At 68.8% G+C, this 22,156-nt stretch carries 20 protein-coding genes; 7 read left to right on the top strand and 13 right to left on the bottom strand.

Annotated elements, in window-relative coordinates:
* The first annotated feature begins 6 nt into the window (after positions 1 to 6).
* Positions 7 to 1,074, top strand: coding sequence for an acyl-CoA dehydrogenase family protein (locus JW364_RS01210; RefSeq protein ID WP_065630668.1), 1,068 nt, complete (start codon positions 7 to 9; stop codon positions 1,072 to 1,074).
* Here JW364_RS01210 and JW364_RS01205 read toward each other — a convergent pair.
* Positions 1,061 to 2,425 carry a dipeptidase gene (locus JW364_RS01205; RefSeq protein ID WP_205333170.1) on the bottom strand — a complete coding sequence of 455 codons (1,365 nt, stop codon included), beginning with the start codon at positions 2,423 to 2,425 and terminating at the stop codon, positions 1,061 to 1,063. The genes JW364_RS01210 and JW364_RS01205 overlap by 14 nt on opposite strands.
* Positions 2,426 to 2,446: 21 nt before the next feature.
* Complete coding sequence (locus JW364_RS01200; RefSeq protein WP_065630694.1) at positions 2,447 to 3,823, bottom strand: DUF2252 domain-containing protein; 1,377 nt, start codon at positions 3,821 to 3,823, stop codon at positions 2,447 to 2,449.
* A 263-nt stretch (positions 3,824 to 4,086) separates the two neighbouring features.
* Between JW364_RS01200 and JW364_RS01195 the strand changes: the two genes are divergently transcribed.
* Entirely contained in the window at positions 4,087 to 4,626 is a 540-nt protein-coding gene (locus JW364_RS01195) for a hypothetical protein (protein WP_254661235.1), read from the top strand.
* Positions 4,627 to 4,703: 77 nt separating this feature from the next.
* Here the strand turns inward: JW364_RS01195 and JW364_RS01190 are convergent, their stop codons facing one another.
* From JW364_RS01190 to JW364_RS01160, 7 genes are all read right to left on the bottom strand, one after another.
* Positions 4,704 to 5,177, bottom strand: coding sequence for a Dps family protein (locus JW364_RS01190; protein WP_065630666.1), 474 nt, complete (start codon positions 5,175 to 5,177; stop codon positions 4,704 to 4,706).
* A gap of 112 nt (positions 5,178 to 5,289) precedes the next feature.
* Positions 5,290 to 5,721, bottom strand: a complete 432-nt coding sequence (locus tag JW364_RS01185) for an organic hydroperoxide resistance protein (RefSeq protein ID WP_065630665.1) — start codon at positions 5,719 to 5,721, stop codon at positions 5,290 to 5,292.
* A gap of 129 nt (positions 5,722 to 5,850) precedes the next feature.
* Complete coding sequence (locus JW364_RS01180; RefSeq protein WP_058251070.1) at positions 5,851 to 6,540, bottom strand: hypothetical protein; 690 nt, start codon at positions 6,538 to 6,540, stop codon at positions 5,851 to 5,853.
* Between the two features lie 63 nt (positions 6,541 to 6,603).
* Positions 6,604 to 7,866, bottom strand: coding sequence for a lipase family protein (locus JW364_RS01175; RefSeq protein ID WP_205333169.1), 1,263 nt, complete (start codon positions 7,864 to 7,866; stop codon positions 6,604 to 6,606).
* 127 nt (positions 7,867 to 7,993) lie between these two features.
* On the bottom strand, positions 7,994 to 9,415 hold the full coding sequence (locus JW364_RS01170; protein ID WP_205333168.1) for a hypothetical protein: 1,422 nt from the start codon (positions 9,413 to 9,415) through the stop codon (positions 7,994 to 7,996).
* A gap of 31 nt (positions 9,416 to 9,446) precedes the next feature.
* Complete coding sequence (locus JW364_RS01165; RefSeq protein ID WP_058251067.1) at positions 9,447 to 10,844, bottom strand: GntP family permease; 1,398 nt, start codon at positions 10,842 to 10,844, stop codon at positions 9,447 to 9,449.
* Positions 10,844 to 11,362 carry a gluconokinase gene (locus JW364_RS01160; RefSeq protein WP_205333167.1) on the bottom strand — a complete coding sequence of 173 codons (519 nt, stop codon included), beginning with the start codon at positions 11,360 to 11,362 and terminating at the stop codon, positions 10,844 to 10,846. The genes JW364_RS01165 and JW364_RS01160 overlap by 1 nt, the downstream gene beginning before the upstream one ends.
* A 125-nt stretch (positions 11,363 to 11,487) precedes the next feature.
* Here JW364_RS01160 and JW364_RS01155 point away from each other — a divergent pair, with 125 nt between their 5' ends.
* Complete coding sequence (locus JW364_RS01155; RefSeq protein WP_068969848.1) at positions 11,488 to 12,252, top strand: FadR/GntR family transcriptional regulator; 765 nt, start codon at positions 11,488 to 11,490, stop codon at positions 12,250 to 12,252.
* Here JW364_RS01155 and JW364_RS01150 read toward each other — a convergent pair.
* Both JW364_RS01150 and JW364_RS01145 read right to left on the bottom strand, forming a co-directional pair.
* Positions 12,249 to 13,274: an aspartate-semialdehyde dehydrogenase gene (locus JW364_RS01150; protein WP_065630660.1), complete on the bottom strand. Its 1,026-nt coding sequence runs from the start codon at positions 13,272 to 13,274 to the stop codon at positions 12,249 to 12,251. The genes JW364_RS01155 and JW364_RS01150 overlap by 4 nt on opposite strands.
* Before the next feature lie 2 nt (positions 13,275 to 13,276).
* Complete coding sequence (locus JW364_RS01145) at positions 13,277 to 14,542, bottom strand: aspartate kinase (protein WP_065630659.1); 1,266 nt, start codon at positions 14,540 to 14,542, stop codon at positions 13,277 to 13,279.
* 148 nt (positions 14,543 to 14,690) lie between these two features.
* Between JW364_RS01145 and JW364_RS01140 the strand changes: the two genes are divergently transcribed.
* A complete protein-coding gene (locus tag JW364_RS01140; RefSeq protein ID WP_068969849.1) occupies positions 14,691 to 15,992 on the top strand; it encodes a mannosyltransferase family protein in 1,302 nt (433 codons plus the stop codon).
* A 336-nt stretch (positions 15,993 to 16,328) separates the two neighbouring features.
* Here JW364_RS01140 and JW364_RS01135 read toward each other — a convergent pair whose 3' ends face one another.
* Positions 16,329 to 16,991 (bottom strand): TetR/AcrR family transcriptional regulator, encoded by a 663-nt coding sequence (locus JW364_RS01135; protein ID WP_058251062.1) that lies wholly within the window; start codon positions 16,989 to 16,991, stop codon positions 16,329 to 16,331.
* Positions 16,992 to 17,112: 121 nt separating this feature from the next.
* On the opposite strand from JW364_RS01135, the gene JW364_RS01130 reads away from it, so the two are divergent.
* The 3 genes from JW364_RS01130 to JW364_RS01120 are packed head-to-tail and all read left to right on the top strand — an operon-like array spanning position 17,113 to position 20,313.
* Positions 17,113 to 18,729 carry an MFS transporter gene (locus JW364_RS01130; protein ID WP_205333202.1) on the top strand — a complete coding sequence of 539 codons (1,617 nt, stop codon included), beginning with the start codon at positions 17,113 to 17,115 and terminating at the stop codon, positions 18,727 to 18,729.
* 40 nt (positions 18,730 to 18,769) lie between these two features.
* Positions 18,770 to 19,348 carry a nitroreductase family protein gene (locus tag JW364_RS01125; RefSeq protein WP_205333166.1) on the top strand — a complete coding sequence of 193 codons (579 nt, stop codon included), beginning with the start codon at positions 18,770 to 18,772 and terminating at the stop codon, positions 19,346 to 19,348.
* Between the two features lie 59 nt (positions 19,349 to 19,407).
* Positions 19,408 to 20,313, top strand: a complete 906-nt coding sequence (locus JW364_RS01120; RefSeq protein ID WP_205333165.1) for a glycoside hydrolase family 16 protein — start codon at positions 19,408 to 19,410, stop codon at positions 20,311 to 20,313.
* Positions 20,314 to 20,411: 98 nt separating this feature from the next.
* Here the strand turns inward: JW364_RS01120 and JW364_RS01115 are convergent, their stop codons facing one another.
* Positions 20,412 to 21,815, bottom strand: coding sequence for an MFS transporter (locus tag JW364_RS01115; RefSeq protein WP_205333164.1), 1,404 nt, complete (start codon positions 21,813 to 21,815; stop codon positions 20,412 to 20,414).
* Between the last annotated feature and the right edge of the window lie 341 nt (positions 21,816 to 22,156).

Below are 22,156 nucleotides of genomic sequence, written 5' to 3'. Positions count from 1 at the left end.
AGAGTCGTGACCACCCAGGACGCCGGAGGCGAGCGACGAGCCGAGTTGCGAACAGCAGCGCTCAGGGTGGCCGACGAGGTCCTGTTCCCGGCGGCCGGCGAGGTGGACCGCACAAGAGCGGTCCCCGAATCCCACTGGCGAGCGCTGGCCGACGCCGGCCTGTACGGCATCGCGGCGCCGGTCGAGGCCGGCGGGCCGGGACTCGAATTCGGTGAGGTCACCGAGATCCTCGAAGTGCTCACCAGTGGTTGCCTCGCCACCGCTTTCACCTGGATCCAGCACCACGGCGTCGTCCTGTCCCTCGCCCGGAGCACCAACGACGAGCTACGTGGCGAACTCCTCGACGCGACCGTGAGCGGACGTCTACGCGCGGGCGTCGCCTACGCCGGAGTCGTCCCCACGCCACCACGGATGGTCGCGACGCGCACCGACGACGGTTGGCTCCTGAACGGGCATGCGCCGTTCGTCAGCGGCTGGGGTGTCGTCGACCTGCTCCAGATCTCGGCGCGCGACGCCGCGACCGATGACGTCATCTCCGCGATCCTGCGCATGCCCGACCTGGTCGGCGGCAGGTCGTCCGCAGCGGTCCGGGCAACGCCCGTGGATCTGTCCGCCGCCGCCGCGACGACCACGGTGTCCCTACGGGTCGACGGTCTGATGGTCCCGTTCGATCGCGAGGTCACGCGCGTGGGCCTCGCGGAATTCTTCGCGACCCAGAACGTCGGCGTCCGATTGAACGGCACCCTGCCCTTTGGTCTGGTGCGGCGCTGTGCGGCACTGCTCGATGTCGGCGGCCACCACCGGGAGGGGCGGGCGCTGCGCGAGCGCGCCGACGTCGTCCGAACCGCGCTCGACGCCGGGATGGCTGATGCCACCGCACTGCTGGCGGCCCGGGCCGACGCCGCGGCTCTGGCGCTCGACGCCGCGGCCGCGTTGGTGTCCGCGGACGGCGGCCGCGGCGTCGTGCGCGGGAGCGATTCCGAACGGTTGTTCCGCGAAGCCGCGTTCGTCCTGGTGGCCGCGAGCCGCCCGGAACTCAAAACAGCTCTGCTACACCGCTTCAGCGGTACCTGAAGTCGCGCAGGAAGAGCGCCTCGGCCAGGGCGATCCGCTCGATCTCGGACGGGTCGACGCTCTCGTTGGGTGCGTGGATCAGGCACCGCGGTTCCTCGACGCCGAACAGCATGATCTCGGCGTCGGGGTACAGCGACTGGAGAACGTTGCACAACGGGATCGATCCACCCTGCCCCTGGATCAGCACCTCGCTGTCGTAGGCGGTCGACAGGGCGCCGGTGAGCGTGTCGTACGCCGGACCGCTGGTGGATCCGACGAAGGGCGCGCCCACCGCCTCGCGCTCGAAGGACACCCGTGAGTTCCAGGGCGCGACGCGACGGAGGTGCTCGACGAGCGCGTCCTGCGCAACCATCGGGTCCATCCCCGGTGGCACGCGGAGGTTGATGCGCGCCCGCGCCCGCGGCTGCACCGCCGCCGACGATCCGACCACCGGCGGGCAGTCGATGCCGAGCACCGTCGCGGCCGGGCGCGCCCACACCATGTCGGACACCGATCCCGATCCGACCAGGTCGACCCCGTCGAGAACCGTTGCATCGCTGCGGAATCGGTCGGGCGGGTAGGACACACCCGGCCACCGGGCGTCGGCATCGAGTCCGGCGACGGTGGTGTTGCCGTGCTCGTCACGCAGGGTCGCGAGCATCGAGATGAGCGCCGCGAGTGCATCCGGGGCGGCCCCGCCGAACATTCCGGAGTGCATCGCCGACCCCAGCGTCTCCACGGACACGACGACGTTCGCGATGCCGCGCAGCGTCGTCGTCAGACTCGGTTTCCCGACCGCGAAGTTGCCGGAGTCCGCGATCAGGATCGCATCGGCGGCAAGCAAGTCCGGATTGCGGACCGCGAAGTCCTCGAGGCCTCCCGTCCCCTGCTCCTCGGACCCCTCGCCGATGATCTTCACCGTCACCCCGGCCCGGCCGGCGAGTGCGCGCAACGCGGTGAGGTGCACGGCGATGTTGCCCTTGCAGTCGGCAGCTCCGCGGCCGTACCACCGCCCGCCCCGCTCGGTCAGTTCCCAGACGGGAGAGTCCCATTCGTCGTCACCGAGCGGCGGTTGCACGTCGTGGTGGAAGTAGAGCAGGACGGTCGGAGCACCCTCCGGGCCGGGAATGGACCCGGTGATCGCCTTGCTGCCGTCGCTGGTGACATGTGCGGCGGCGTCGTCGACGCCGACGGCACCGAAGGCCGCCAGCAGCCAGTCGACCATCCCGTCACACTCCTCGACGGGGAACTGCTGTGGGGCGTGCACCGACCGGAACCGGACCATTTCCGCGAGATCCGATCTCGCCTGCGGCATCAGCGCGGCGACCTGCTCCCGCAACGACGTCTCATCCTCGCGCGCAGTCGGTTCCACCGGCAACCTTCCCTGCCGGACTCAACTCTTACCCTCGGCCGCCAGGTCGTACACCTCGAGCTCGCCTCGACCGATGGCCTCCATCATCCGGGTGTGGTCGGAGTCGTTGAGATCCGCGTACGCGAGCGAGAACTCGGCGATTGCGTCACTGAAACCCTTGGTGGTCCCGAGGTACTCGGCGATCCGGAACCGGCTCGCGGTCCGGGCATGTGCCTGACCGAGAACCAGCCCGCACAGCTGTGCGTACAACTTCATCCCCTCCGCGCCCAGGGCCTCGACGACGACCGAGCCCTTTCCGTCGCGGAGCTGCCGCACGTAGAAGTCGCGTCGCTCACCGTTCTCGTCAATCCCGGTCGACCAGCCGAGGAAGAGGTCGCTCGTCGCCTGGAGCAGGCGTTGTCCCTCGACCACCCGCTGCCCTTGGTTGTCGAAGCCCGATGCCGGCACATGGTCGGCGAGCACCGACCGCTGCGCTTCTTTGACCTGCAAGAACAACGGATCACCCAGCTCCTTGCCGGTGAGCAGGATGATCCACGCCCGCGTGCCGACGCTGCCGACGCCGACCACCTTGAACGCGATGTCGACGATCGCGAACTGGTCGAGGAGCGCCTGCACGTGCAAGGGCACGGTGTCGCGGTAGGCGCTGACCCGCTCGCGGACCCGTTCGGCCACGATCTCGGCGGTCTCGGCCGGGAACCGCTCGTGCAGGGGTACCAGCAGCGGCGGGTCGCTGCGGATGTGCGCGGAGCCGTCGGCGCCGATCACACAGAGCTTCGCGAGAGCCTGCGCACTGTCGCGGTGCCGCGCCTTCTTCAGCGCCTTCTGCGTCCGCTCGCTCATCGAGGTGTCCAGCTTGGGTCCGAACTCCGCCAGGAAATGGTCGACGTCGATCCCGGCGTACCAGTTCTCCAGAGTCGTCTTCGACGCACTGCGCACGACCGCCCGCCGGTACGCCTTGGCAACGGTCTTGGCGACCTTGCGGTTGGTCGCGTCGTCGAATCCGTTGTTACGCCCCGCGATCGCGAAGCTCGCGGCGAGACGCTTGACGTCCCACTCGAACGGTCCGATGTGCGTCTCGTCGAAGTCGTTCAGGTCGAACACCATTCGACGCTCCGGGCTGAAGAAGAGGCCCAGATTGCTCAGGTGCGCGTCGCCGCACAGCTGGGTGATGATCCCGGTGTCCGGCGTTCTCGACAGGTCGTCGGACATCACCGCGGCCGCACCACGATAGAAGGTGAACGGCGTCGCCGACATCCGCGCGTGCCGGACCGGGACGAGATCGGCGACCCGGGTCTGCGCCTGCGCTTCCAGGATGCGCAGCGGGTCGGCCCGCTCCGTCGGCGTCGGGCACGCGGCGAGTTCGACAGCGGTGGGCGGAGTGGACAGAAGTGTCGACACGGAGTGCTCCTTCACGTCGATGCGGCCCCGCCACAGGCAGAGGTCCGTGTGTCCGGGCCCGGTCGGAACCCGCGGGTGAACGCCGCCGAAAACGAAGTCCTCCGAGGGAGAATTCTTCCAGCCCGTCGGCGGTTCCGCCGATGGATCGGTGATCAATCTGCGCCACGTTCCCTCGGTCGTCCGGGTCGCGTCCACCGGGATCTGCCGACCGCCGCCCAGGGCGTGTGACCCGCTTCACGACTGCAACAGGTTCTAGTTGTAGCGTGAACGTCGTGGATTACTGGGGTGTGATGGTCGGGTTGGGGCTCGTGGCGACGGCGCTCGGCGTCATCGGGTTCGTGCGGTACCGCGAACGGGAATCGACGAGTCTGCAGCGTCAGACCCAGCTGGCGCGCGAACTGCGTGACCTCGCCGGCGGCGACGAGGTCCGGCTGGCCGCGGTCGACGAGTTCTCGCTGACCATCTACCAACGGCTGTTCTACGTCTCGGTGGTGGCCCCGTGGATACGGAGTGCCGCGTGGGCTCTGCTCGGCGCGGCGCTGGCCGGTGCGGGAGCGCTCGCGACCGGACCGCTCGACGGGGTGTTCGCGACCGTCGCACACATCGCGGCGATCCTCGTGTCCGCGGTGTTCGCGGTGGCCGCCCTCGTGTACGTCGGCATCGCGCTCTACCACTCGGCGACCACGCCTCGGGTCTCCTTCAGCGACTCCTATGCCGACGATGACGCCGATCCCGCCGTCGACGCCGTCGATCCCGGCACCTCCGATCCCGGCATCCCCGGATCTGCTCGGTCCGTCGACTGATCAGGCCCCCGGACACAACGAACCCCCGTCGCGAGTCGACGGGGGTTCGTTGCTGTGAGAGGGTCAGGCGTACTCGCTCACGCGATCTGCGCCTGCCACATCCAGTGCAGCTGCTCGAGTTTCGACGCGAACGAGATCAGCAGGTCCTGAGTGACCGGATCGGCCTCCTCGGTGACCCCGATTCGCTCGCGGAGACCCGCGACCACTGCCTTGAGATTGTCGACGATCGACTCGACGACGTCGCTGTCCTTGGTCCAGCCCTCACCGAACCCCTTGGTGTGGGCGGTCTTTGCGACGGTCTCGGCACGGCCGTCCGGGCTCACGCCGATCGCGGTGGCCCGCTCGGCGGCCGCGTCGGTGAACTCCCTGGACACCGTGACCAGTTCATCGAGGTCGAGATGCACCGACCGGAACTGCTTGCCGACGACGTTCCAGTGCGCCTGCTTCGCGATGAGCGTCAGGTCGATGAGGTCGACGAGGGTGTCCTGCAACGCCTTTCCGGCGACGGACTGCTGCTCGTCGGTGAGCGTGCTGGTGATCGGGTTGGTCATGATCAAGAACTCCCTTCTTGTCCTATGGATTACCTCTGCTCCCTGAGGTGCGAGGAGCGATAGCGACGAGCCACGAAGGGCGCCGACACCGACACCCCGCACGGCTCAACGATCAGACGCGTACGGTGACCGACGAGTCGATGTTGCCCTTGGTCGCCTTCGAGTACGGACAGAATGTGTAGGCGAGGTCGGCGAGTTCCTTGGCCTTGGCCTCGTCGAGGCCGGGCAGCGAGACCTCGATGGCGACGGTGAGACCGAACCCGTTGTCCGCCGGGTCTTTTCCGATCCCGACGGCCACGTCCACGGTCGCCCCGTCGGGCACCGGGGTGTCGGCCTGCTTGGCGGTGGCGCGCAGCGCGCTCAGGAAGCAGGCCGCATAACCCGCCGAGAACAATTCCTCGGGATTGGTCCCCTCACCGCTGCCACCCAGTTCCTTCGGCGGCCGGAGGTCCAGATCGATCTGGCCGCTCGCCGAGACGACTTCGCCGTCGCGTCCGCCGCCGGACGCCTTCGACGAGATGGTGTACACCGGTTCGATTGCCATTCGAAATCCTCCTGGATGCTCAGTGCGGGTTCGGGCCAACGGTCGGTTCAACCCGACCCGCTCGCGGAACATTCCGACGACACCGGCCACGGCGACGTGATGGTCACGACACCGGTGTCGGAGTCCGGTTCACCGTCCCCGCATCATCCGCGTGGGCTTCATCCGGGTCGACTCCGGCAGCCACTGGTTGACCGGTCGCCGGAGGGTGCAGAGGGCGGCGACCACCAGGAGACCGAACTGGAGGTAGCTCAGGACGACCATGACGGACGACACGTCCGGGTATCGGAACAGCAGGTCGACGCCGACGGGGATACACAGCAGATGCACGACGACGGCGGCCAGGAAGAAGTTGCGGAGATGGCGGCTGTGTTGCGACGCAGCGGTCACCAGGCACGCGTACTCGATGGCGAGCACGACGACGATCATCACCAGCATGAACGGCGGGAAGAAGCCGGCGAGGGTCTCGACCTCACTCTCGGGTGCAGAGTTCGCCGGGTCCGAGACCACGCCTTCGAGCAGTCGGTTGCGCAGATCGTCGGTGATGGTGCCGAGGTTGAAGAAGCCGTAGATCGTCAGCACGAGACCGATCACGGCCGCGCCCCACCACACGATGCGTGCGTGCACCGCCAGCGCCTCCGGCGGCGGTCCCGCATCGCCCGGCCGCGTCGGATAGAGCGCGGACTGGTCCCGATCGCGCGAGGACCGCTCGATGGCCGCCAGATCCTCGGCGTCCAGCTCGGCCTGGCTCGGGACGCGATCGGGGTCATCCGCGGCAGAATCGCCGGACGCGCCCCCGGCCGGGTCCTTCGGATCCGTCATGTCCCGATCCTGCCACTCACCCCGGCGGGCCTCCAGCGTCGAGGAGGTTCGGCCGCGAGCGGCTCACTTCCGGAACTCGGCGAGGACGAACTCCATCCCGGGGACGAATGTGCCGAGCATGGGGACGACATGGTTCACGATCGACTTCGTCAAGATGGGCGGGGTGGGGTCGGTGACGAAGGTGACGTCGGCGCCCTGGGCGCGCCAGTCCGCCACGAGTTGCGCGACCTGGCCGTACGGGATCACGTCGTCGTGCAGTCCGCCTTCGACGAAGACAGGCGCGTTCGGCTTCAGGCGACCGATCCGCTGCTGGCGGACAGCCTCTTGCAGTCCGGGGGATCGTGCGATGAGGGACGACAGTGTCTCGCCGGTTCGGGTCCATGTCTCGACGCGGCGGAAACCGAAGGCCGGGATGATGTCCCCGATGCAGCTGGTCGAGAGCTGTTTCAGCGCGGCTTTGCCGGTGGGGTTGGTCTCTCGTCGCACCACGTCGGCGACGTTCGGATACCGCTCGGTCAGCCCGTTGACAGCGAAGCCGATCGCCCCCGCGATGGTGGTGCCGTCGATCGCGGGGATGACCTTCTCGAGGTCGGCCGGGGGCGCGCCGGCGTAGGTCGCGCGCACGTCCAGTTCCGGTGCGTAGGTCTCGGCGAGTTCGGCGGCCGACGCGGCTGCGCCGCCGCCCTGCGAGTAACCGGCGAAACCTACGGGGGCGTCCTTCGGGGCGCCCGAGATCGCGAGTGCGGCCCGGGCGCCGTCGAGCATCGCCTGACCGGTCTCCGCGCGGTTGACGTAGGTGTGGACACCGGGCGTGCCCATCCCGATGTAGTCGGTGAGGAACACCCGTACGCCGTTGACCAGCATGTAGTACATCTCCGGGGCGGTGTAGTTCACCGAGATGCCCGGCTTCATCAGATCCACCGCGAACGGAATGGTCATCAGCTTCGATGGCGCACACTGGTCGCCCTGACCGATGGTCCCGGAGCCGACGACGACGGTCGGTCGCGGTCCCTTGCCGCGCCATGGCGCGGTGGGTTCGATGACGGTTCCGGTGACCGCGGCGGGTTTTCCGTCCTGGTAACGCGAGGTGTACATGACCTTGCGGGCGGTCCCCGGCCACTGACCCGCCATGCCGGGGATCTGGAGCAGCAGCGGACTCGGCTGACTGCGGATTACCGATCCCGGCTCGGACGCGAACCGGGCCGGCGGGGTGTAGAAATCCGCCGCCGCTGCAGTACCGACCGCTGCGGGGGCCAGCGACGCGACGCACGCTGCCACCAGCGCGGCGATTCCGAGCGTCCGTCTCGATGTCCTGCGATGGGTCATGGTTCTCCCCGACTTCCAGTTCATGGCTGTGTAACCTACCGCACAGTAACTTGAGGTAGGTGACTGGTGTCGCTTCCGGGCGCGCGACGCCTCGCAGAGGGCCACAGGGGTGTCGCCGATCGACGGCCTAGCGGCCCGGCGTCACCTTGAGCACGCGGCTGAGAGTTGCCTGCCACAGCGTTCCGTCGGCCGTGATCGTCCCGGTCAGCTCGAGTGGTTCGTCGAACGGCGCCGTCCCGACCGGCACCGTCGCGACCCGCCGGCCGGTCGCGAAGTCGGTTGCCACATAGTCGACTTCACCGATCTGCTGTGGAAGGTTCGGCTGGATCGGACCATATCCGAGCGCGTGGATCAGACCGTCCGCGCGAGACAACTTGGGGAGCGTCGCGATCCGGTCGCCGTTCTCCCACACGCGACGGCAACCGCTTTCGCCGACATCGATGCGGGTGGCGCCGCCGACGAACGGGGCGTCGGCCGGGGCCGACGGACCCCGCAGCGCCATCGGCGGGTACTGATAGCCGTACGTACTGGGGATGACCAGCGAGTTGCCCCAGGCCATCGGCGAGTTCTCGGTGCCCGGCCCGGACGTCGAAAAGGCCCGCATGCGGCAGACATCGGAGCCGTCATCGCTGCGCAGCACGCGGAGATCTGGCGGTTCCGCGTTGTCGACGATGGCGACCCAACCATCGCCACCGGGACCGAAGTACGTCGGCGTCGTCCCCGAGCCCCAGGTGAGCTGGCCGGGTTTGCGTGCCGGCCCCCGGTCATAGGCACGGCGCCAGACGACTCGCGGTGCGCTCCCCGGTTCGGCGCGCATCTCGTACAGCGCGTGCGTCGTCAGAATCGACGCCCCCGAACGCCGGATGGACAATCCGTTGCCCAGTTCCTCTCCCGCCGGCAGCCGGGTGGCCCGCGCGGCGTCATGCCGGTCGACTGTCCCGACCACCCCGCGCGTCGTCGCGAACCACACGCGGCCGTCGAAGTCGGGCGCCAGGCCGGTGATGGCGTCACCCGCCGGTATCGCGTGGTCGACGTCGACCCGATCGTCGACGAACACCCGCCAGCCGCTGGTCGTCTTCGCATGCGCGACACGGAGAATCGACCCGGACCCGTCGGCGACGACCACCCGGTCGCGGTCGTCGAGATAGCCGTACACGCCGCCGAGCAGTCCGCCCTTCGTCAGCTGCGTCGACGCCAGTGGTTGCGCGGTCCGGGGATCGAAGAGGACGACCGACGGCGCCGCGAATGCCGGTGGCGACGATCCGACGAATTGCGTGCACAACGCGACGGGCATCCCGTCGCGTCCCACGAACGTTGCCGCGCAGGCGCCGCCCGGGATCGAGGAGCCGGCCAGTCGAGCCCCGCGGCCGGGGCCTCGATGCGCCGTGGAGTCCGTGGAGGCGAGGTCGCCGTGCATGAGCGAGGTGTCGCTCGGTCCGAGTCCGGTGCTCGGCGAATCGGGTTGTGCCGCTGCGGGGTACGCGAGCGTCGCCGCCAACGCCAGAACCCCGGTGACCACCGCCGCCCGGAACCGCATCCTCCGTGTCATGAGTGGTCAAGCTACCGCACAGGGGGCCGGCTCAGATGACCAAGCCGAGTGCGAGTACCACGATCAATCCGGTCACCGAGAGGACCGTCTCCATCATCGACCAGGTCTTGAAGGTCTGTCCGACGGTCATGCCGAAGTACTCCTTCACCAGCCAGAAACCGGCGTCGTTGACGTGGGACAGGAACACCGACCCGGCACCGATCGCCAGGACGACCAGCGAGAGTTCTCCCGAACCCATCCCGTCGACCAGACCCAGGATCAGCGACGACGCGGTGATCGTGGCAACGGTCGCCGATCCGGTCGCCAGGCGGATCAGCGCCGCGAGCGTCCAGGCCAGCAGGAGCACCGAGACGTTCGCGCCGGTCGCCCAGTCGGCGAGCAGGGTGCCGATCCCGGTGTCGACGAGGACCTCCTTGAATCCGCCACCCGCGGAGACGATCAGCAGGATGCCCGCGATCGCGGGGAGTGCCGCGCCCGTGCACTTCGAGATGGTCTCGCGGTCCATGCCGGAACCGCGGCCGAGGGTGAACATCGCGACGATCACCGCGATGAGCAGCGCGATGAGGGGCGTGCCGAGGATGTCGAGGACCTTGCGCACGGGCTGGTCCTCGTCGGCGATGAAGATCTCGGCGAGTGCCTTGCCGAGCATCAGCACGACGGGCAGCAGAACGCTGAACATGGTGATCGCGAAGGACGGTCGCTTGGTGGTCGGGCCGTCGGACGGATCGACGTCGAAGGTTGTCGGGGCCTCGACCGTCACCCATCGCCCGGCGAGCACGCCGAAGAGCGGCCCGGACACGATGATGGTCGGGATGGCAACCAGCACACCGAGTCCGAGTGTCATGCCGAGATCCGCGCCGAGGGCGTCGATCGCCACAAGTGGGCCGGGATGCGGCGGGACGAACCCGTGCATCGCCGACAACCCGGCCAGTGCGGGAATGCCGATCGGGATCAGGCCGAGACCCGAGCGTCGGGCCACGAGGTAGATCACCGGCATCAACAGCACGAGACCGATCTCGAAGAACATCGGCAGACCGATGATCGCGCCGACGAGCGCCATCGCCCACGGCAGCATCCGCGGTGAGGCGTGACCGACGATCGTGTCCACGATCTCGTCGGCACCACCGGAGTCGGCCAGCAGCTTGGCGAACATGGCGCCGAGTGCGATCAGGATGCCGACTCCCGCTGCGGTGGTGCCGAACCCGGCGGTGAACGACTCGAGGACCGTCGGGATCGACTCACCCGCGACGATGCCGACGGTCGCGCCGCCGCCCACCAACGCGAGGAAGGGATGGACCTTGGCGATCGTGATCGCCACGACGATGACGGCGATACCCGCCAGCGCCGCGACGATGAGTTGCCAGCCGGGCGCGACCGGCTGCGGCAGATCTGTACTCGCGGCGAGGATCGTGGTGGTGGTCGGCGACATCAGTTCTCCTCGGCGTCGAGATCGGAACCGCGCGAGAGGGCCTCGACCAGTTCATCGATGATGGCGTCCACGCTCTGGTCCACGTCGACGGTCAGGCCGCGTTCGTCGGGAGTCAGCTGCTCTAGGGTCTCGAACTGCGAGGCGAGCAGGGCAGGTGGCATGAAATGCCCCGGGCGTGATGCCTGCCGTCGCGAGATGACCTCGACCGACCCGGCCAGATGCGCGAACAGCGTCGTCGGTGCGTGATCACGAAGATGGTCGCGGTAATGCCGTTTGAGCGCGGAGCAGCTCATGACACCGCCGTCGGCGTGTTCGGCGAGCCAGACGCCGATCGACTCGAGCCAGGGTCGGCGGTCGTCGTCGTCGAGCGGTTCTCCCGCCGACATCTTGGCGATGTTCTCGGCGGGGTGGAAGTCGTCGGCGTCGGCGAACGGCACCCGCAGGCGCTGTGCCAACGCCGCCCCGACGGTCGACTTCCCGGACCCCGACACCCCCATGACGACGATCGGCGATCGCATGTTCACTCCTCACCACGCTGTGCTGCTGATCACGTAGGCTGCCTCAATAGTCATACTTTTGCAAGCCCTCGCGACCATTAAGTACGCACATTTGTCCGTACCTCGATGAATGAGAAGATGAAACGGTGAGTCAGGGCACACGGAGCACAGGCGAGCGGCACGACGAGATCCTCGCGGCGATCGGCCGACGCATCGTCTCGGGAGCGCAGCCGGCCGGCAGCGTGCTGACCCTCGACGCCATCAGCGCCGACCACGGGGTGTCGCGGACGGTATCCCGCGAGGTGATCCGGGTTCTCGAGTCGATGGGCCTCGTCGAATCCCGGCGCCGCGTCGGCATCACGATCCAGCCGCGGACCCGATGGAGCGTGTTCGACGCCCGGCTGATCCGCTGGCGCCTCGACGGCGCCGACCGCGCCGAGTTCCTCGCCACCCTCTCGGAGCTACGACGCGGCTTCGAGCCGGTGGCGGCGGCCCTCGCCGCCGAGCGCGCGAACGAGCACCAGTGCCGCATCCTGGCGGCAGCCGTGTCGGACATGTCGGTACACGGGCGCAACGGCGACCTCGAGTCGTACCTGCTGGCCGACAAGGTCTTTCATCGAACGCTCTTGGAGGCCAGCGGCAACGAGATGTTCCGGTCGCTCACCGGGGTGGTGAACGAGGTCCTCGCCGGCCGCACCCACCACGGAATGATGCCCGCGACACCGAATCCGGTGGCCATCGCACTGCACGACGACGTCGCCAGAGCAATACGCCTCCACGACCCGGAGGTCGCGGAGGCGTCGATGCGCGCGATCATCACCGAGGCGGCGGCGGCCGTCTCCGAGGAGTCCTCTCTGCTGCCTGAGGTGCGAGCGCAGCGAGCCACGAAGGCCCCGCCCGAGGTGCTCTAGACGAGCAGCTCGGCGATCTGAATCGTGTTGAGGGCAGCGCCCTTCCGGAGGTTGTCCCCTGAGACGAACAGCGCGAGACCGCGGCCGTCCGGAACACCCGGGTCCTGCCGGATCCGGCCGACCAGCGAGGCATCCTTGCCGGCGGCGGCCAGTGGCGTCGGCACGTCCGCGAGCTCCACACCCGCTGCGCCACCGAGGATCTCCTGTGCACGTGCCGCCGACAGCGGGTTCGCGAACTCCGCGTTGATCGACAGCGAGTGGCCGGTGAACACCGGCACGCGTACGCAGGTTCCGCTCACGAGGAGTTCGGGCAGCCCGAGGATCTTGCGCGACTCGTTGCGCAGCTTCTGGTCCTCGTCGGTCTCACCCGAACCGTCGTCGACGAGCGAACCCGCGAGCGCCACGACGTTGAACGCGATGGGCGCGACGTATTTGTTCGGGGCGGGGAAGTCCACGGCGGAACCGTCGTGCACGAGCTTCTCCGCGTCGCCGGCAACCGCACGCACCTGGGTGGCCAATTCGTCGACACCGGCCAGACCGCTACCCGAGACCGCCTGGTAGCTCGAGATGATCAGTCGCTGCAGGCCCGCCTCATCGTGGAGCGGCTTGAGGACCGGCATGGCGGCCATCGTGGTGCAGTTCGGGTTGGCGATGATGCCCTTGGGCGGGTTCTTCGCCAGCTCACCGTTGACCTCCGAGACCACCAGCGGCACATCGGGATCCTTGCGCCACGCCGACGAGTTGTCGATGACGGTCACGCCGGCCTCGGCGAACCGCGGCGCCTGTTCGCGCGACATGGTGGCACCCGCCGAGAACAGCGCGATGTCGAGTCCGGACGGGTCGGCGGTGGCCGTGTCCTCGACGACGATCTCGCCGTCGCCCCACGGCAGCTTCTTGCCCGCCGAGCGCGAGGACGCGAAGAAGCGCACCTCGTCGGCCGGGAAGTTGCGCTCCGCCAACAGGGTTCGCATGACGGCGCCGACCTGACCGGTCGCGCCCACGACTCCGATGCGTACGCCCACTGCTATCGCCCCGTTCCGGCGTAGACGACGGCTTCTTCTTCGCCGCCGAGATCGAAGGCGGCGTGCAGAGCGCGCACCGCGTCGTCGAGTTCGGTGTCCCGGCACAGCACCGAGATCCGGATCTCCGAGGTGGAGATCAGCTCGATGTTCACGCCGGCCTCGCTGAGGGCCTCACAGAAGGTGGCCGTGACACCGGGGTGCGACTTCATGCCCGCGCCCACGAGCGACACCTTGCCGATGTGATCGTCGTAGAGCAGATCGGTGAACCCGATCTCGGTCTGCAGCTTGGTGAGCTTCTCGACGCCGAGCGGCCCGAGCTCGCGCGGCAGGGTGAAGGTGATGTCGGTCTTGCCGGTGTCGACCTTCGAGACGTTCTGCAACACCATGTCGATGTTGATCTCGGCGTCGGCCACGGCGCGGAACACCCGCGCGGCGTAACCGGGCTTGTCATCGAGGCCGACGACGGTGATCTTGGCCTCGCTGCGGTCATGTGCGACGCCGGTGAGAATGGCTTCTTCCACGGGGATGTCCTCCATCGATCCGGTCACAATGGTGCCGGGTTTGGTCGAGTACGACGAGCGCACGTGAACGGGAACGTTGTATCGGCGCGCGTATTCGACGCACCGCAGCATCAGCACCTTGGCGCCACAGGCAGCCAGCTCGAGCATCTCCTCGAAGCAGACGGTGTCGAGACGGCGGGCGTCGGGCACGATCCGCGGATCGGCCGAGTAGACGCCGTCGACGTCGGTGTAGATCTCGCAGACGTCGGCCTCGAGCGCGGCCGCCAGCGCGACCGCGGTGGTGTCGGAGCCGCCGCGTCCCAGTGTGGTCACGTCCTTGGTGTCCTGCGAGACGCCCTGGAAACCGGCGACCAGCACGATCTTGCCCTCGTCGAGTGCGCTGCGAACGCGCCCGGGCGTGACGTCGATGATCTTGGCCTTGCCGTGGCTGCTCGTCGTGATGACACCGGCCTGCGAGCCGGTGAACGACTGCGCCTGCGCGCCCATCGAGCTGATCGCCATCGCGACGAGCGAGTTCGAGATCCGCTCACCCGAGGTCAGCAGCATGTCCATCTCACGGGCCGGCGGCGCCGGGTTGACCTGCTGGGCGAGGTCGAGCAGCTCATCGGTGGTGTCGCCCATCGCGGACACGACCACGACGACGTCGTTGCCCTGCTTCTTGGTCTCGACGATCCGCTCGGCGACGCGACGGATGCGTTCGGCCGTTGCGACCGAGGATCCGCCGTACTTCTGCACCACGAGGGCCACGTCGAGTTACCTCCCGCCGGCCAGTGTGCCGGTCGATAGACGTCAACTTGCCGGGACAACCTTACCGGGACCGCCGCGACCGCTCTGACCTGGTCTCCGCCCCACCCGACGGGACCGGACCGAGGTGATCCGCCCTAGGATCGCTCGCGTGGCCTCCCCAACCGACGTCGGTGACACCGGAACCGGTCCCGTCGGTACGAACGGGTACGGTCGTCGACTGGCGTCGATGACCCGCGGTTATTTCGGTCCGCTCGGTTCGTCTCCCGCCGCGGTCCGTGGTCATCGCTGGTGGCTCGACGCGCTGCTCGTTTTTCTCGTCATCCGCGCCATCGGCATCCTCGTCCTGGCGCGGTTCGCCGATCTCCGCGGCACCACGCTGGGCGACTCCCTGGCGGTCTGGGACGGGCAGTGGATGATCGCGATCGCGACCCACGGCTACGACGGCGTGCCCTACACGCTCACCGACGCCCGGGGTCTGCACACCGTCGACACCGCGTACGCCTTCTTTCCCGGTTACCCGTACCTGGTGGGCTTGATCGCGAAGCTGCCGGGCCTGAGTCCCTTCGGTGCGGCGATCACGGTGAACCTGGTCCTGGGATGCGTGGCGGCGGTCGGTGCGGCACGTCTCGGAATGGTGTGCGCCCGACTCATGGCACGACGGTCCCCGATCGGCCCGGCACCCGAACGCGGAACCGGACTGTTCCTGGTGGTGCTCTTCGCGGCGACGCCGATGTCGATCGTGCTGAACATGGCCTACACCGAGGCGCTGTTCTGCGCGCTCGCGGTGTGGGCGCTGGTGGGGGTCCTCGAGAAGCGCTGGCTCCTCGCCGGCGTCGTCGCGGGGCTCTGCGGGCTGTGCCGGCCGACGGCGGCGGTCCTGATCGGGGTCGTGATGCTCGCGGCCCTCGTGTTCCTGTGGCAGGCGCGCGGCACCGACGTCCCGAGAGCGGCACGCGTTCGCGCGGTCGTCGCCATCGTCATCAGCCCGCTCGGTTACCTCGCCTATCTCTGCGTGGTGTGGGCGCACACCGGGTCGCCGACCGGGTGGTTCCGCATCCAGACCGAGGGCTGGGACACCCAGTTCGACTGGGGCGTGGCCGCTTTCGAGTTCATCAACGAAATGCTCGTCCATTCGGCCGAGATCGCCCCCGTGGCCACGTCGTGGATCGTGCTGAGCACGCTGGTGATGCTGGGCGTCGCCGTCTGGTCACGGGTGCCGTGGCCGGTCCTGCTCTACGGTTCGCTGCTGGTCGCGCAGATCGTGCTGTCGAGCGGACTGATGATGAGCCGGCCCCGGTTGCTGCTGCCCGCCTTCGTCCTGCTGATCCCGCTGGCGATGGCGCTCGCCCGGATGCGGCCGGTGGTCGCGGGACTGATCGTCGTGCCGATCGTGGTCGGCAGCTCGTGGTTCGGCGCGCACATGCTGACCGTGTTCCCCCACGCCATGTGAGAGTCGCGCACCCCCGTTCCCCAAGGAGCCACGTTCCCCTGCTCTCTGAGGAGCGCGACCCCTCTACCCCCAAGCGCGACGAGCGGACCCCCTCTGCCCCCAAGCGCGACGAGCGGACCCTCTGCTCCCTGAGGTGCGAGGAGCGATAGCGACGAGCCTCGAAGGGCCTGGTGAGATGCCGTGCGAGACCCTTCGAGGCTCGCTACGCTCGCACCTCAGGGAGCAGGAGACGACCCGCTACGCTCGCACCTCAGGGAGCAGGAAACGACCCGCTACGCTCGCACCTCAGGGAGCAGAAAAACCCTTTTCGCTCGCCTCTCAGGGAGCCGAAGGTTGTCACACCGCCGACGCCGCGAATCCCAGGCAGAGGTAGTCGATTCCGGCGTCGAGGCGCGCCCGGGGATCGAGCAGCCGGCCGGCATCGCGACGGCCGGCGAGGCGGGCGAGATGCGACGGGACTTCGACCTCTGACTCCCCCGAGATCACCTCGGCCAGTCCCGCGGACGGCAGCAGGGCGTCGTCGTGGAGCAACTGATCGCTCACTGCGACAAGGGCGACGCCGTGGACGAAGCTCCAGACCGACAGCGCCATGTCGGTGGCGCGTTCGATGCCGACGCCGAGCTCGAGGAATCCGGCCGCCAGCCAGTCGAGGCACGCCAGCGAATCCTCGCCGTAACTGTGCCGGGGCGACGAGTAGGCCAGGACCACCCACGGATGCCGGGTGTAGAGGTCCCAGTCGACGTCGACGGCGATCCCGACCCGGGTCCGCCACTCGGGCGCGGTGTCGACGGGGTACGGAAACCGCCGGCCGACCTCGGTCGACATCGCCTGCAGCAGCGCGTCCTTGTCCTCGACGTGGCGATACAGCGACATGGCCCCGACCCCGAGCTTCTCGGCGACCCGCCGCATCGACAGCGAGCCGATCCCGGCATCGTCGGCCACGGCGATGGCGGCATCGACGATCGTCGCCGTCGACAGTTTCGAGGTGTCGGCCGTCACGTTCTCGTTCCTCCTGCTCAGGGCGGGAATAATCCGATTGCGTACAGCGTACTCATCCCCGTACGCTGACCCGCGTACACCGTACGCGTAGGTAGCTGCCGTCTGCCGCGAAGGAGGAATGATGTCCGCCCAGCTCGGCCCGTCGAACCGGCTCCGCCCGACCACCTCGGGTACCGCCGACCGGCGGACGTGGCTGGGACTGGCCGTGCTGACCCTGCCGGTGTTCCTGGTCTCGATGGACGTCTCGGTGCTGTACCTCGCCATCCCGTCGATCACCGATGCCCTCGCGCCGTCCGCGGCCCAGCAGCTGTGGATTCTCGACATCTACGGCTTCCTGATCGCCGGGCTGCTCATCACGATGGGCAATGTCGGCGACCGCGTCGGCCGGCGACGCATCCTCCTCGCCGGCGCCGCCCTGTTCGGCATCGCCTCGGTCATCGCCGCCTTCGCACCCTCGCCCGAGATCCTGATCGCGGCGCGCGCCCTCATGGGCATCGGCGGTGCCACCCTGCTGCCCTCGAGCCTGTCGCTCATCGCCAACATGTTCCCCGACGCCCGCGAGCGCGGGCGCGCGATCGGTGTGTGGACCGCGGCGTTCGCCGGCGGCAGTGCGGTCGGCCCGGTCATCGGAGGCGTTCTGCTGCACCACTTCTGGTGGGGCGTGGTCTTCCTCATCAACGTCCCGGTGCTCGCCGCACTGTTCGTCTTCGGGCCGCGCCTGATCCCCGAGTACCGGGCCGCGACGAACGACCCGTTCGATGTCGTCGGCGTCGTGCTCTCGATGGCCGGAATCCTCCCGCTCGTCTATGCCGTCAAGACGGTCGCGAGCGAAGGCGCCACGACCGGCGTGGTGGTCGCCGGAGTGGTGGGTGCCGCGCTGCTCGTCACATTCCTGCTGCACCAGCGCCGGGTCACGTCACCGCTCCTGGACCTCAAGCTGTTCGGCAACGCGCAGTTCAGCGGAGCGGTCGCCGTTGCGCTGATCGGCATGATGGCCCTCGGCGGCATGTCGTACCTGACCGGCGTCTACCTCCAGTCGGTCATGGGCCACGACGTCCTGGCCGCGGCCATCGCCGGCCTGCCGATGGCCGTCGCGGTGGCGGTGTTCTCCATCGGCGCGACCCGGGTCGCCGCGTTCCTGGGCACCCGGCTGGCCTTCGTCGGTTCTGTCGGCCTGGCCGCCGCAGGCAATCTCGGCATGCTGACCCTCGGCACCTCGACCCCGGTCTGGGTGTACGTGCTGTGCACGACGATCGCGGGCGTCGGCTACGGCATCCAGTTCAGCCTGGTGTCGGTCGTGGTCGTCGGCTCGGTTCCGCCGGAGCGGTCGGGCGCCGCGTCGGGTATCTCGGAGACGAGCTTCGAGCTCGGGACCGCGATGGGCCTGGCCCTTCTCGGATCGCTGGCCACCCTCGTGTTCCGAGACGGCGACCGGGGTTGGTCGTTCGGCGACACCCTGGGCGAGACCCTGCACCGGGCGACCGACATGGGTTCGGCCGGAGAGGGGTTGGCCACCGCTGCGAAGCAGGCCTTCGTCGACGGCATGCACGCGGCGTCGCTGGCGAGCGGTCTGGCGCTCCTCGCACTCGGCACGGTCCTGCTGTTCGTGATGCGCGACGAGCCCACCGATCCGCAGGCCGAGGTCGCCGAGGTGCAACTGCCGGACGGTGCTGATCCGGTGCCGCTTGCTTCGCTCCCGGCGACCGGTCCCGTGGGCGTCGCACGCGCCGACTCCTGACGGCGAGCCCGGCGGTCGCCACGCCATTACCCTCGGGCGGATGCACGAACTCATCTCGGGCCGCCGTAGCGCCCGCGGCTACGATCCGTCCGCGACCATCTCGCTCGGCGACGTCACCACGATCGTCGACGCCGGGCGCTGGGCTCCCACCTGGGGCCGGGTGCAGCCGGTGCGCTTCATCGCGGGACTGCGCGGCGACCCGACGTTCGACGCCCTCGCCGGCGTCCTGACCCGGGGGAACTCGGGGTGGGCGCCGCGCTCGGCAGCCCTGATCCTGGTCTGCACCACCGATGACCCCGACGACGCGAAGGCCCACACGTACGGGGCCGTCGACTGTGGACTGGCGGTGGCGCAGATGATCCTGCAGTCCGAGGCCCTCGGCTTCAATGCCCATCCGATGGCCGGTTTCGACGCCGAGGCAGCCCGCGACATCTTCGGGATCCCCGCCGACAAACGACCGCTGGTGCTGCTCGGAGTCGGCGCGCTCGCCGACCCGGCGTCCCTTCCCGAGGAGATCCGCGCCCGCGACGAGAAATCCCGCACCCGGCTCCCGCTGTCCGAGGTCGCGTTCGCGGGCCGCTGGGGACGTCCCGCGTTCCCGGACTCCACAGGCGCCTGACCGGCGAATGTGACGAACGAGGCATATGAGACAGAAGTGACGTGTGGTACTTGTTCTCCATGACTGTCACACCTCAACCTCGAGGACTCCTCCGCCGACTGGGAGCGCACCTCGCGCCCGTCGCCGCCGTCACCGCACTGACAGCCGCGGCAGCACTGTCCGTGCCGGCGGCCGCCCACGCCGACGAGCCGTTCAGCCTCGGATTCGACGGCGCCGCCGGCACTCTCCCGTCGGCGCTGCAGCACGAGACCGGCGCCGGCGGCTGGGGCAACAACGAGGTGCAGAACTACACCGCCGATCGGCTGAACTCGCGGCTCGACGGCAACGGCAACCTGCTCATCGAGGCGCGCCGCGCGGCGACCGGCGGCTGGACGTCGGCCCGGCTCACCACCAAGGACAGCTTCGAGTTCACCTACGGGACGATCTCCGCGCGCATCTCCCTGCCGCAGGGTCGCGGGTTGCACCCGGCGTTCTGGCTGCTGGGGAGCGACATCGACTCCGTCGGGTACCCGGCGGCCGGCGAGGTCGACATCGCCGAGACGATCAACACCTCCGACTGGGTCCACGTGGGCGTGCACGGCCCGACGGCGCTGGGCACCGCGATGGGATCACTCGATCTCTCGCTCGCCGATCTCCTCCCCGGACTGCCGCTGCCGGGACCGCTCGCCGGCCGCTGGGAGCGGGGCCACGACCTCACCGGCATCGATCCGGGCGACTTCCACGTCTACGCGGTGACCAAGTCGTCGTCGCAGATCCGTTTCACCATCGACGGGAGCGCGGTCTACACGATCAACCGCTCCTCGCTCACCGGCGACGAACGGTGGGTCTTCGACAAGCCGATGTACGCGCTGCTCAACGTCGCGGTCGGCGGCATCTGGCCCGGGCCCCCGTCGTCGACGACTCCGAGCCCGGCAACCATGACGGTCGACTGGTTGCGCTACACCCCTTCCACCCCCGCTCCCTGAGCTGAGGAGCGCCCGTAGCTTGCGGACGGTGGCAACAACTCCGCCCCGAGCCGACAGGCCCGGGGCGGAGTTCTTGTATGCGGTTGCGGGACGGTCGCTTACGCGACCAGCACCTGCTCGTCGTCGGAGACCGACGCCCGCATCGTCTTGTCCTTGGTCTCGACGATCTTGATCGTGCACACGACGCTGAGTGCCGACAGACCGGCGAGCAGGACACCCACCCAGATCGCACCGGGACCCGCGATCAGCGGGGCGGCGATCAGCGGCGGGATCGCCCCACCGAGGATGCCGGCCAGGTTGTAACCCATCCCCGCACCGGTGTAGCGGTACCGCGCCTCGAACAGTTCGGGCAGAAGCGCACCGGCCGGACCGTAGGCGATGCCGAAGATCTGCAGCGTCCCGAAGAGTCCGACCACGAACGCGAAGCCGCCGCCGATCTCGAGGATCGGGAACAGCACCAGCGCCCAGGGGATCGCGACGCTGCACGAGGTGAGGATGACCCGGCGACGACCCACGCGGTCCGACCACACCGCCGACGCCGCGGTCGACAGTCCGAACACCACGGCCGCGCCCATTCCCGCGGTCAGCACGAAGGTCCGCGACAGTTCCAGTGACTTGGTGCCGTAGTTCGTGAGGAACGCCGTGCCCATGTAGAACAGCGAGAACAGGCTCGCCAGCGCGCCGCCGGCGATGAGGATCTCGCGCCACTGGTGGTGGAAGGCGTCGAGGAACGGCAGTGCCGGACCGTCGACCTCGGGACCGCCGATTGTCCCGCGCTGCTGCGCTTCTCGGAACACCGGCGTCTCCGCGACCGCGAGCCGGACCCACAACCCGACGGCGACGAGCGCGAAGGACAGGATGAACGGGATGCGCCAGCCGTAGTCGAGGAACGCCGAACTGGTCTCGCCGAGCGTCAAACTCGCGATGAGGAACGTCAGGCTCGACAGGAAGAACGCGAAGGCCGGGCCGAGTTGCGGGAACATCGCGTACAGCCCCCGCTTGCCCGGTGGGGCGTACTCGGCGGTGAGAAGCGTTGCGCCCGCCCATTCGCCGCCGACGGCGAAGCCCTGCAGGAACCGCAGGCAGACGAGGAGGATGGGCGCCGCGATGCCGATCCCGGATTCGGCGAAGCCGAACACGCCGGTCTCGTAACCGGGGAGAAGACCGATCGCGACCGTCGCCAGTCCCATGATGAGCAGGGTCCACACCAGGGTGCGTTTACGGCCGATCCGGTCGCCGAAGTGACCGAAGAGCATCGCTCCGACCGGCCGCGCGAAAAAGGCCACGGCGAAGGTGGCAAAGGACGCGATGGTCCCGGTGACCTCGTCGGCGGCCGGGAAGAACACCGTCGGGAACACCAGGGCGGCGGCGGTGCCGTAGATGAAGAAGTCGTAGAACTCGATCGTCGTGCCGATGGAACTCGCGGCGGCCACGCGTCGAAGGCTCGTGCGTTTGCCCTCCGGCGGTTCGGTCACCGGCGGTTCGGCGGGGATGGTCGTCACTGGCGTTCGCCCTTTCTGCAGACGGCCGCGTCGGGGTGGCGGCTCGAGATCCCGGGCATCATCGGTCCGGGTGGCCCCGTCCGCCGCTCGGATGATTTGGGTCACTCCGGCTGCGCGGTGAGAGGCATGTCATAGTCTGGAGCTCGTGCCGGTGAGGCGGCACCCCCCGAAGAGGGGGACGTCATGACCCGGCCTCACCTGCAGCTTTGGCCACCTCGTCGCCGGGGAGTACAGTCAAGCGCATGCAGCGCGCACTCCTCCTCGGTTGCCGCGGCGGGGTCTGAACCGACCGGCCCTCCGTCGCGGGGCCTCATCACGCGCCGGTCACTTTCCTTCCACAC

Source organism: Gordonia sp. BP-119 (assembly GCF_016924115.1).
Classification (GTDB): Bacteria; Actinomycetota; Actinomycetes; order Mycobacteriales; family Mycobacteriaceae; genus Gordonia; species Gordonia hongkongensis.
The sequence above is the reverse complement of the archived record's forward strand: the minus strand, read 5'-3'. Positions and strand labels throughout refer to the sequence as shown.

Coding starts and splice junctions, on each gene's coding strand:
- JW364_RS01190 (WP_065630666.1), bottom strand. CDS start 5,177: ATGACCAACCCGATCACCAGCACGCTCACCGACGAGCAGCAGTCCGTC.
- JW364_RS01185 (WP_065630665.1), bottom strand. CDS start 5,721: ATGGCAATCGAACCGGTGTACACCATCTCGTCGAAGGCGTCCGGCGGC.
- JW364_RS01165 (WP_058251067.1), bottom strand. CDS start 10,844: ATGTCGCCGACCACCACCACGATCCTCGCCGCGAGTACAGATCTGCCG.
- JW364_RS01120 (WP_205333165.1), top strand. CDS start 19,408: ATGACTGTCACACCTCAACCTCGAGGACTCCTCCGCCGACTGGGAGCG.
- JW364_RS01125 (WP_205333166.1), top strand. CDS start 18,770: ATGCACGAACTCATCTCGGGCCGCCGTAGCGCCCGCGGCTACGATCCG.
- JW364_RS01130 (WP_205333202.1), top strand. CDS start 17,113: ATGTCCGCCCAGCTCGGCCCGTCGAACCGGCTCCGCCCGACCACCTCG.
- JW364_RS01175 (WP_205333169.1), bottom strand. CDS start 7,866: ATGACCCATCGCAGGACATCGAGACGGACGCTCGGAATCGCCGCGCTG.
- JW364_RS01160 (WP_205333167.1), bottom strand. CDS start 11,362: ATGCGATCGCCGATCGTCGTCATGGGGGTGTCGGGGTCCGGGAAGTCG.
- JW364_RS01170 (WP_205333168.1), bottom strand. CDS start 9,415: ATGACACGGAGGATGCGGTTCCGGGCGGCGGTGGTCACCGGGGTTCTG.
- JW364_RS01180 (WP_058251070.1), bottom strand. CDS start 6,540: ATGACGGATCCGAAGGACCCGGCCGGGGGCGCGTCCGGCGATTCTGCC.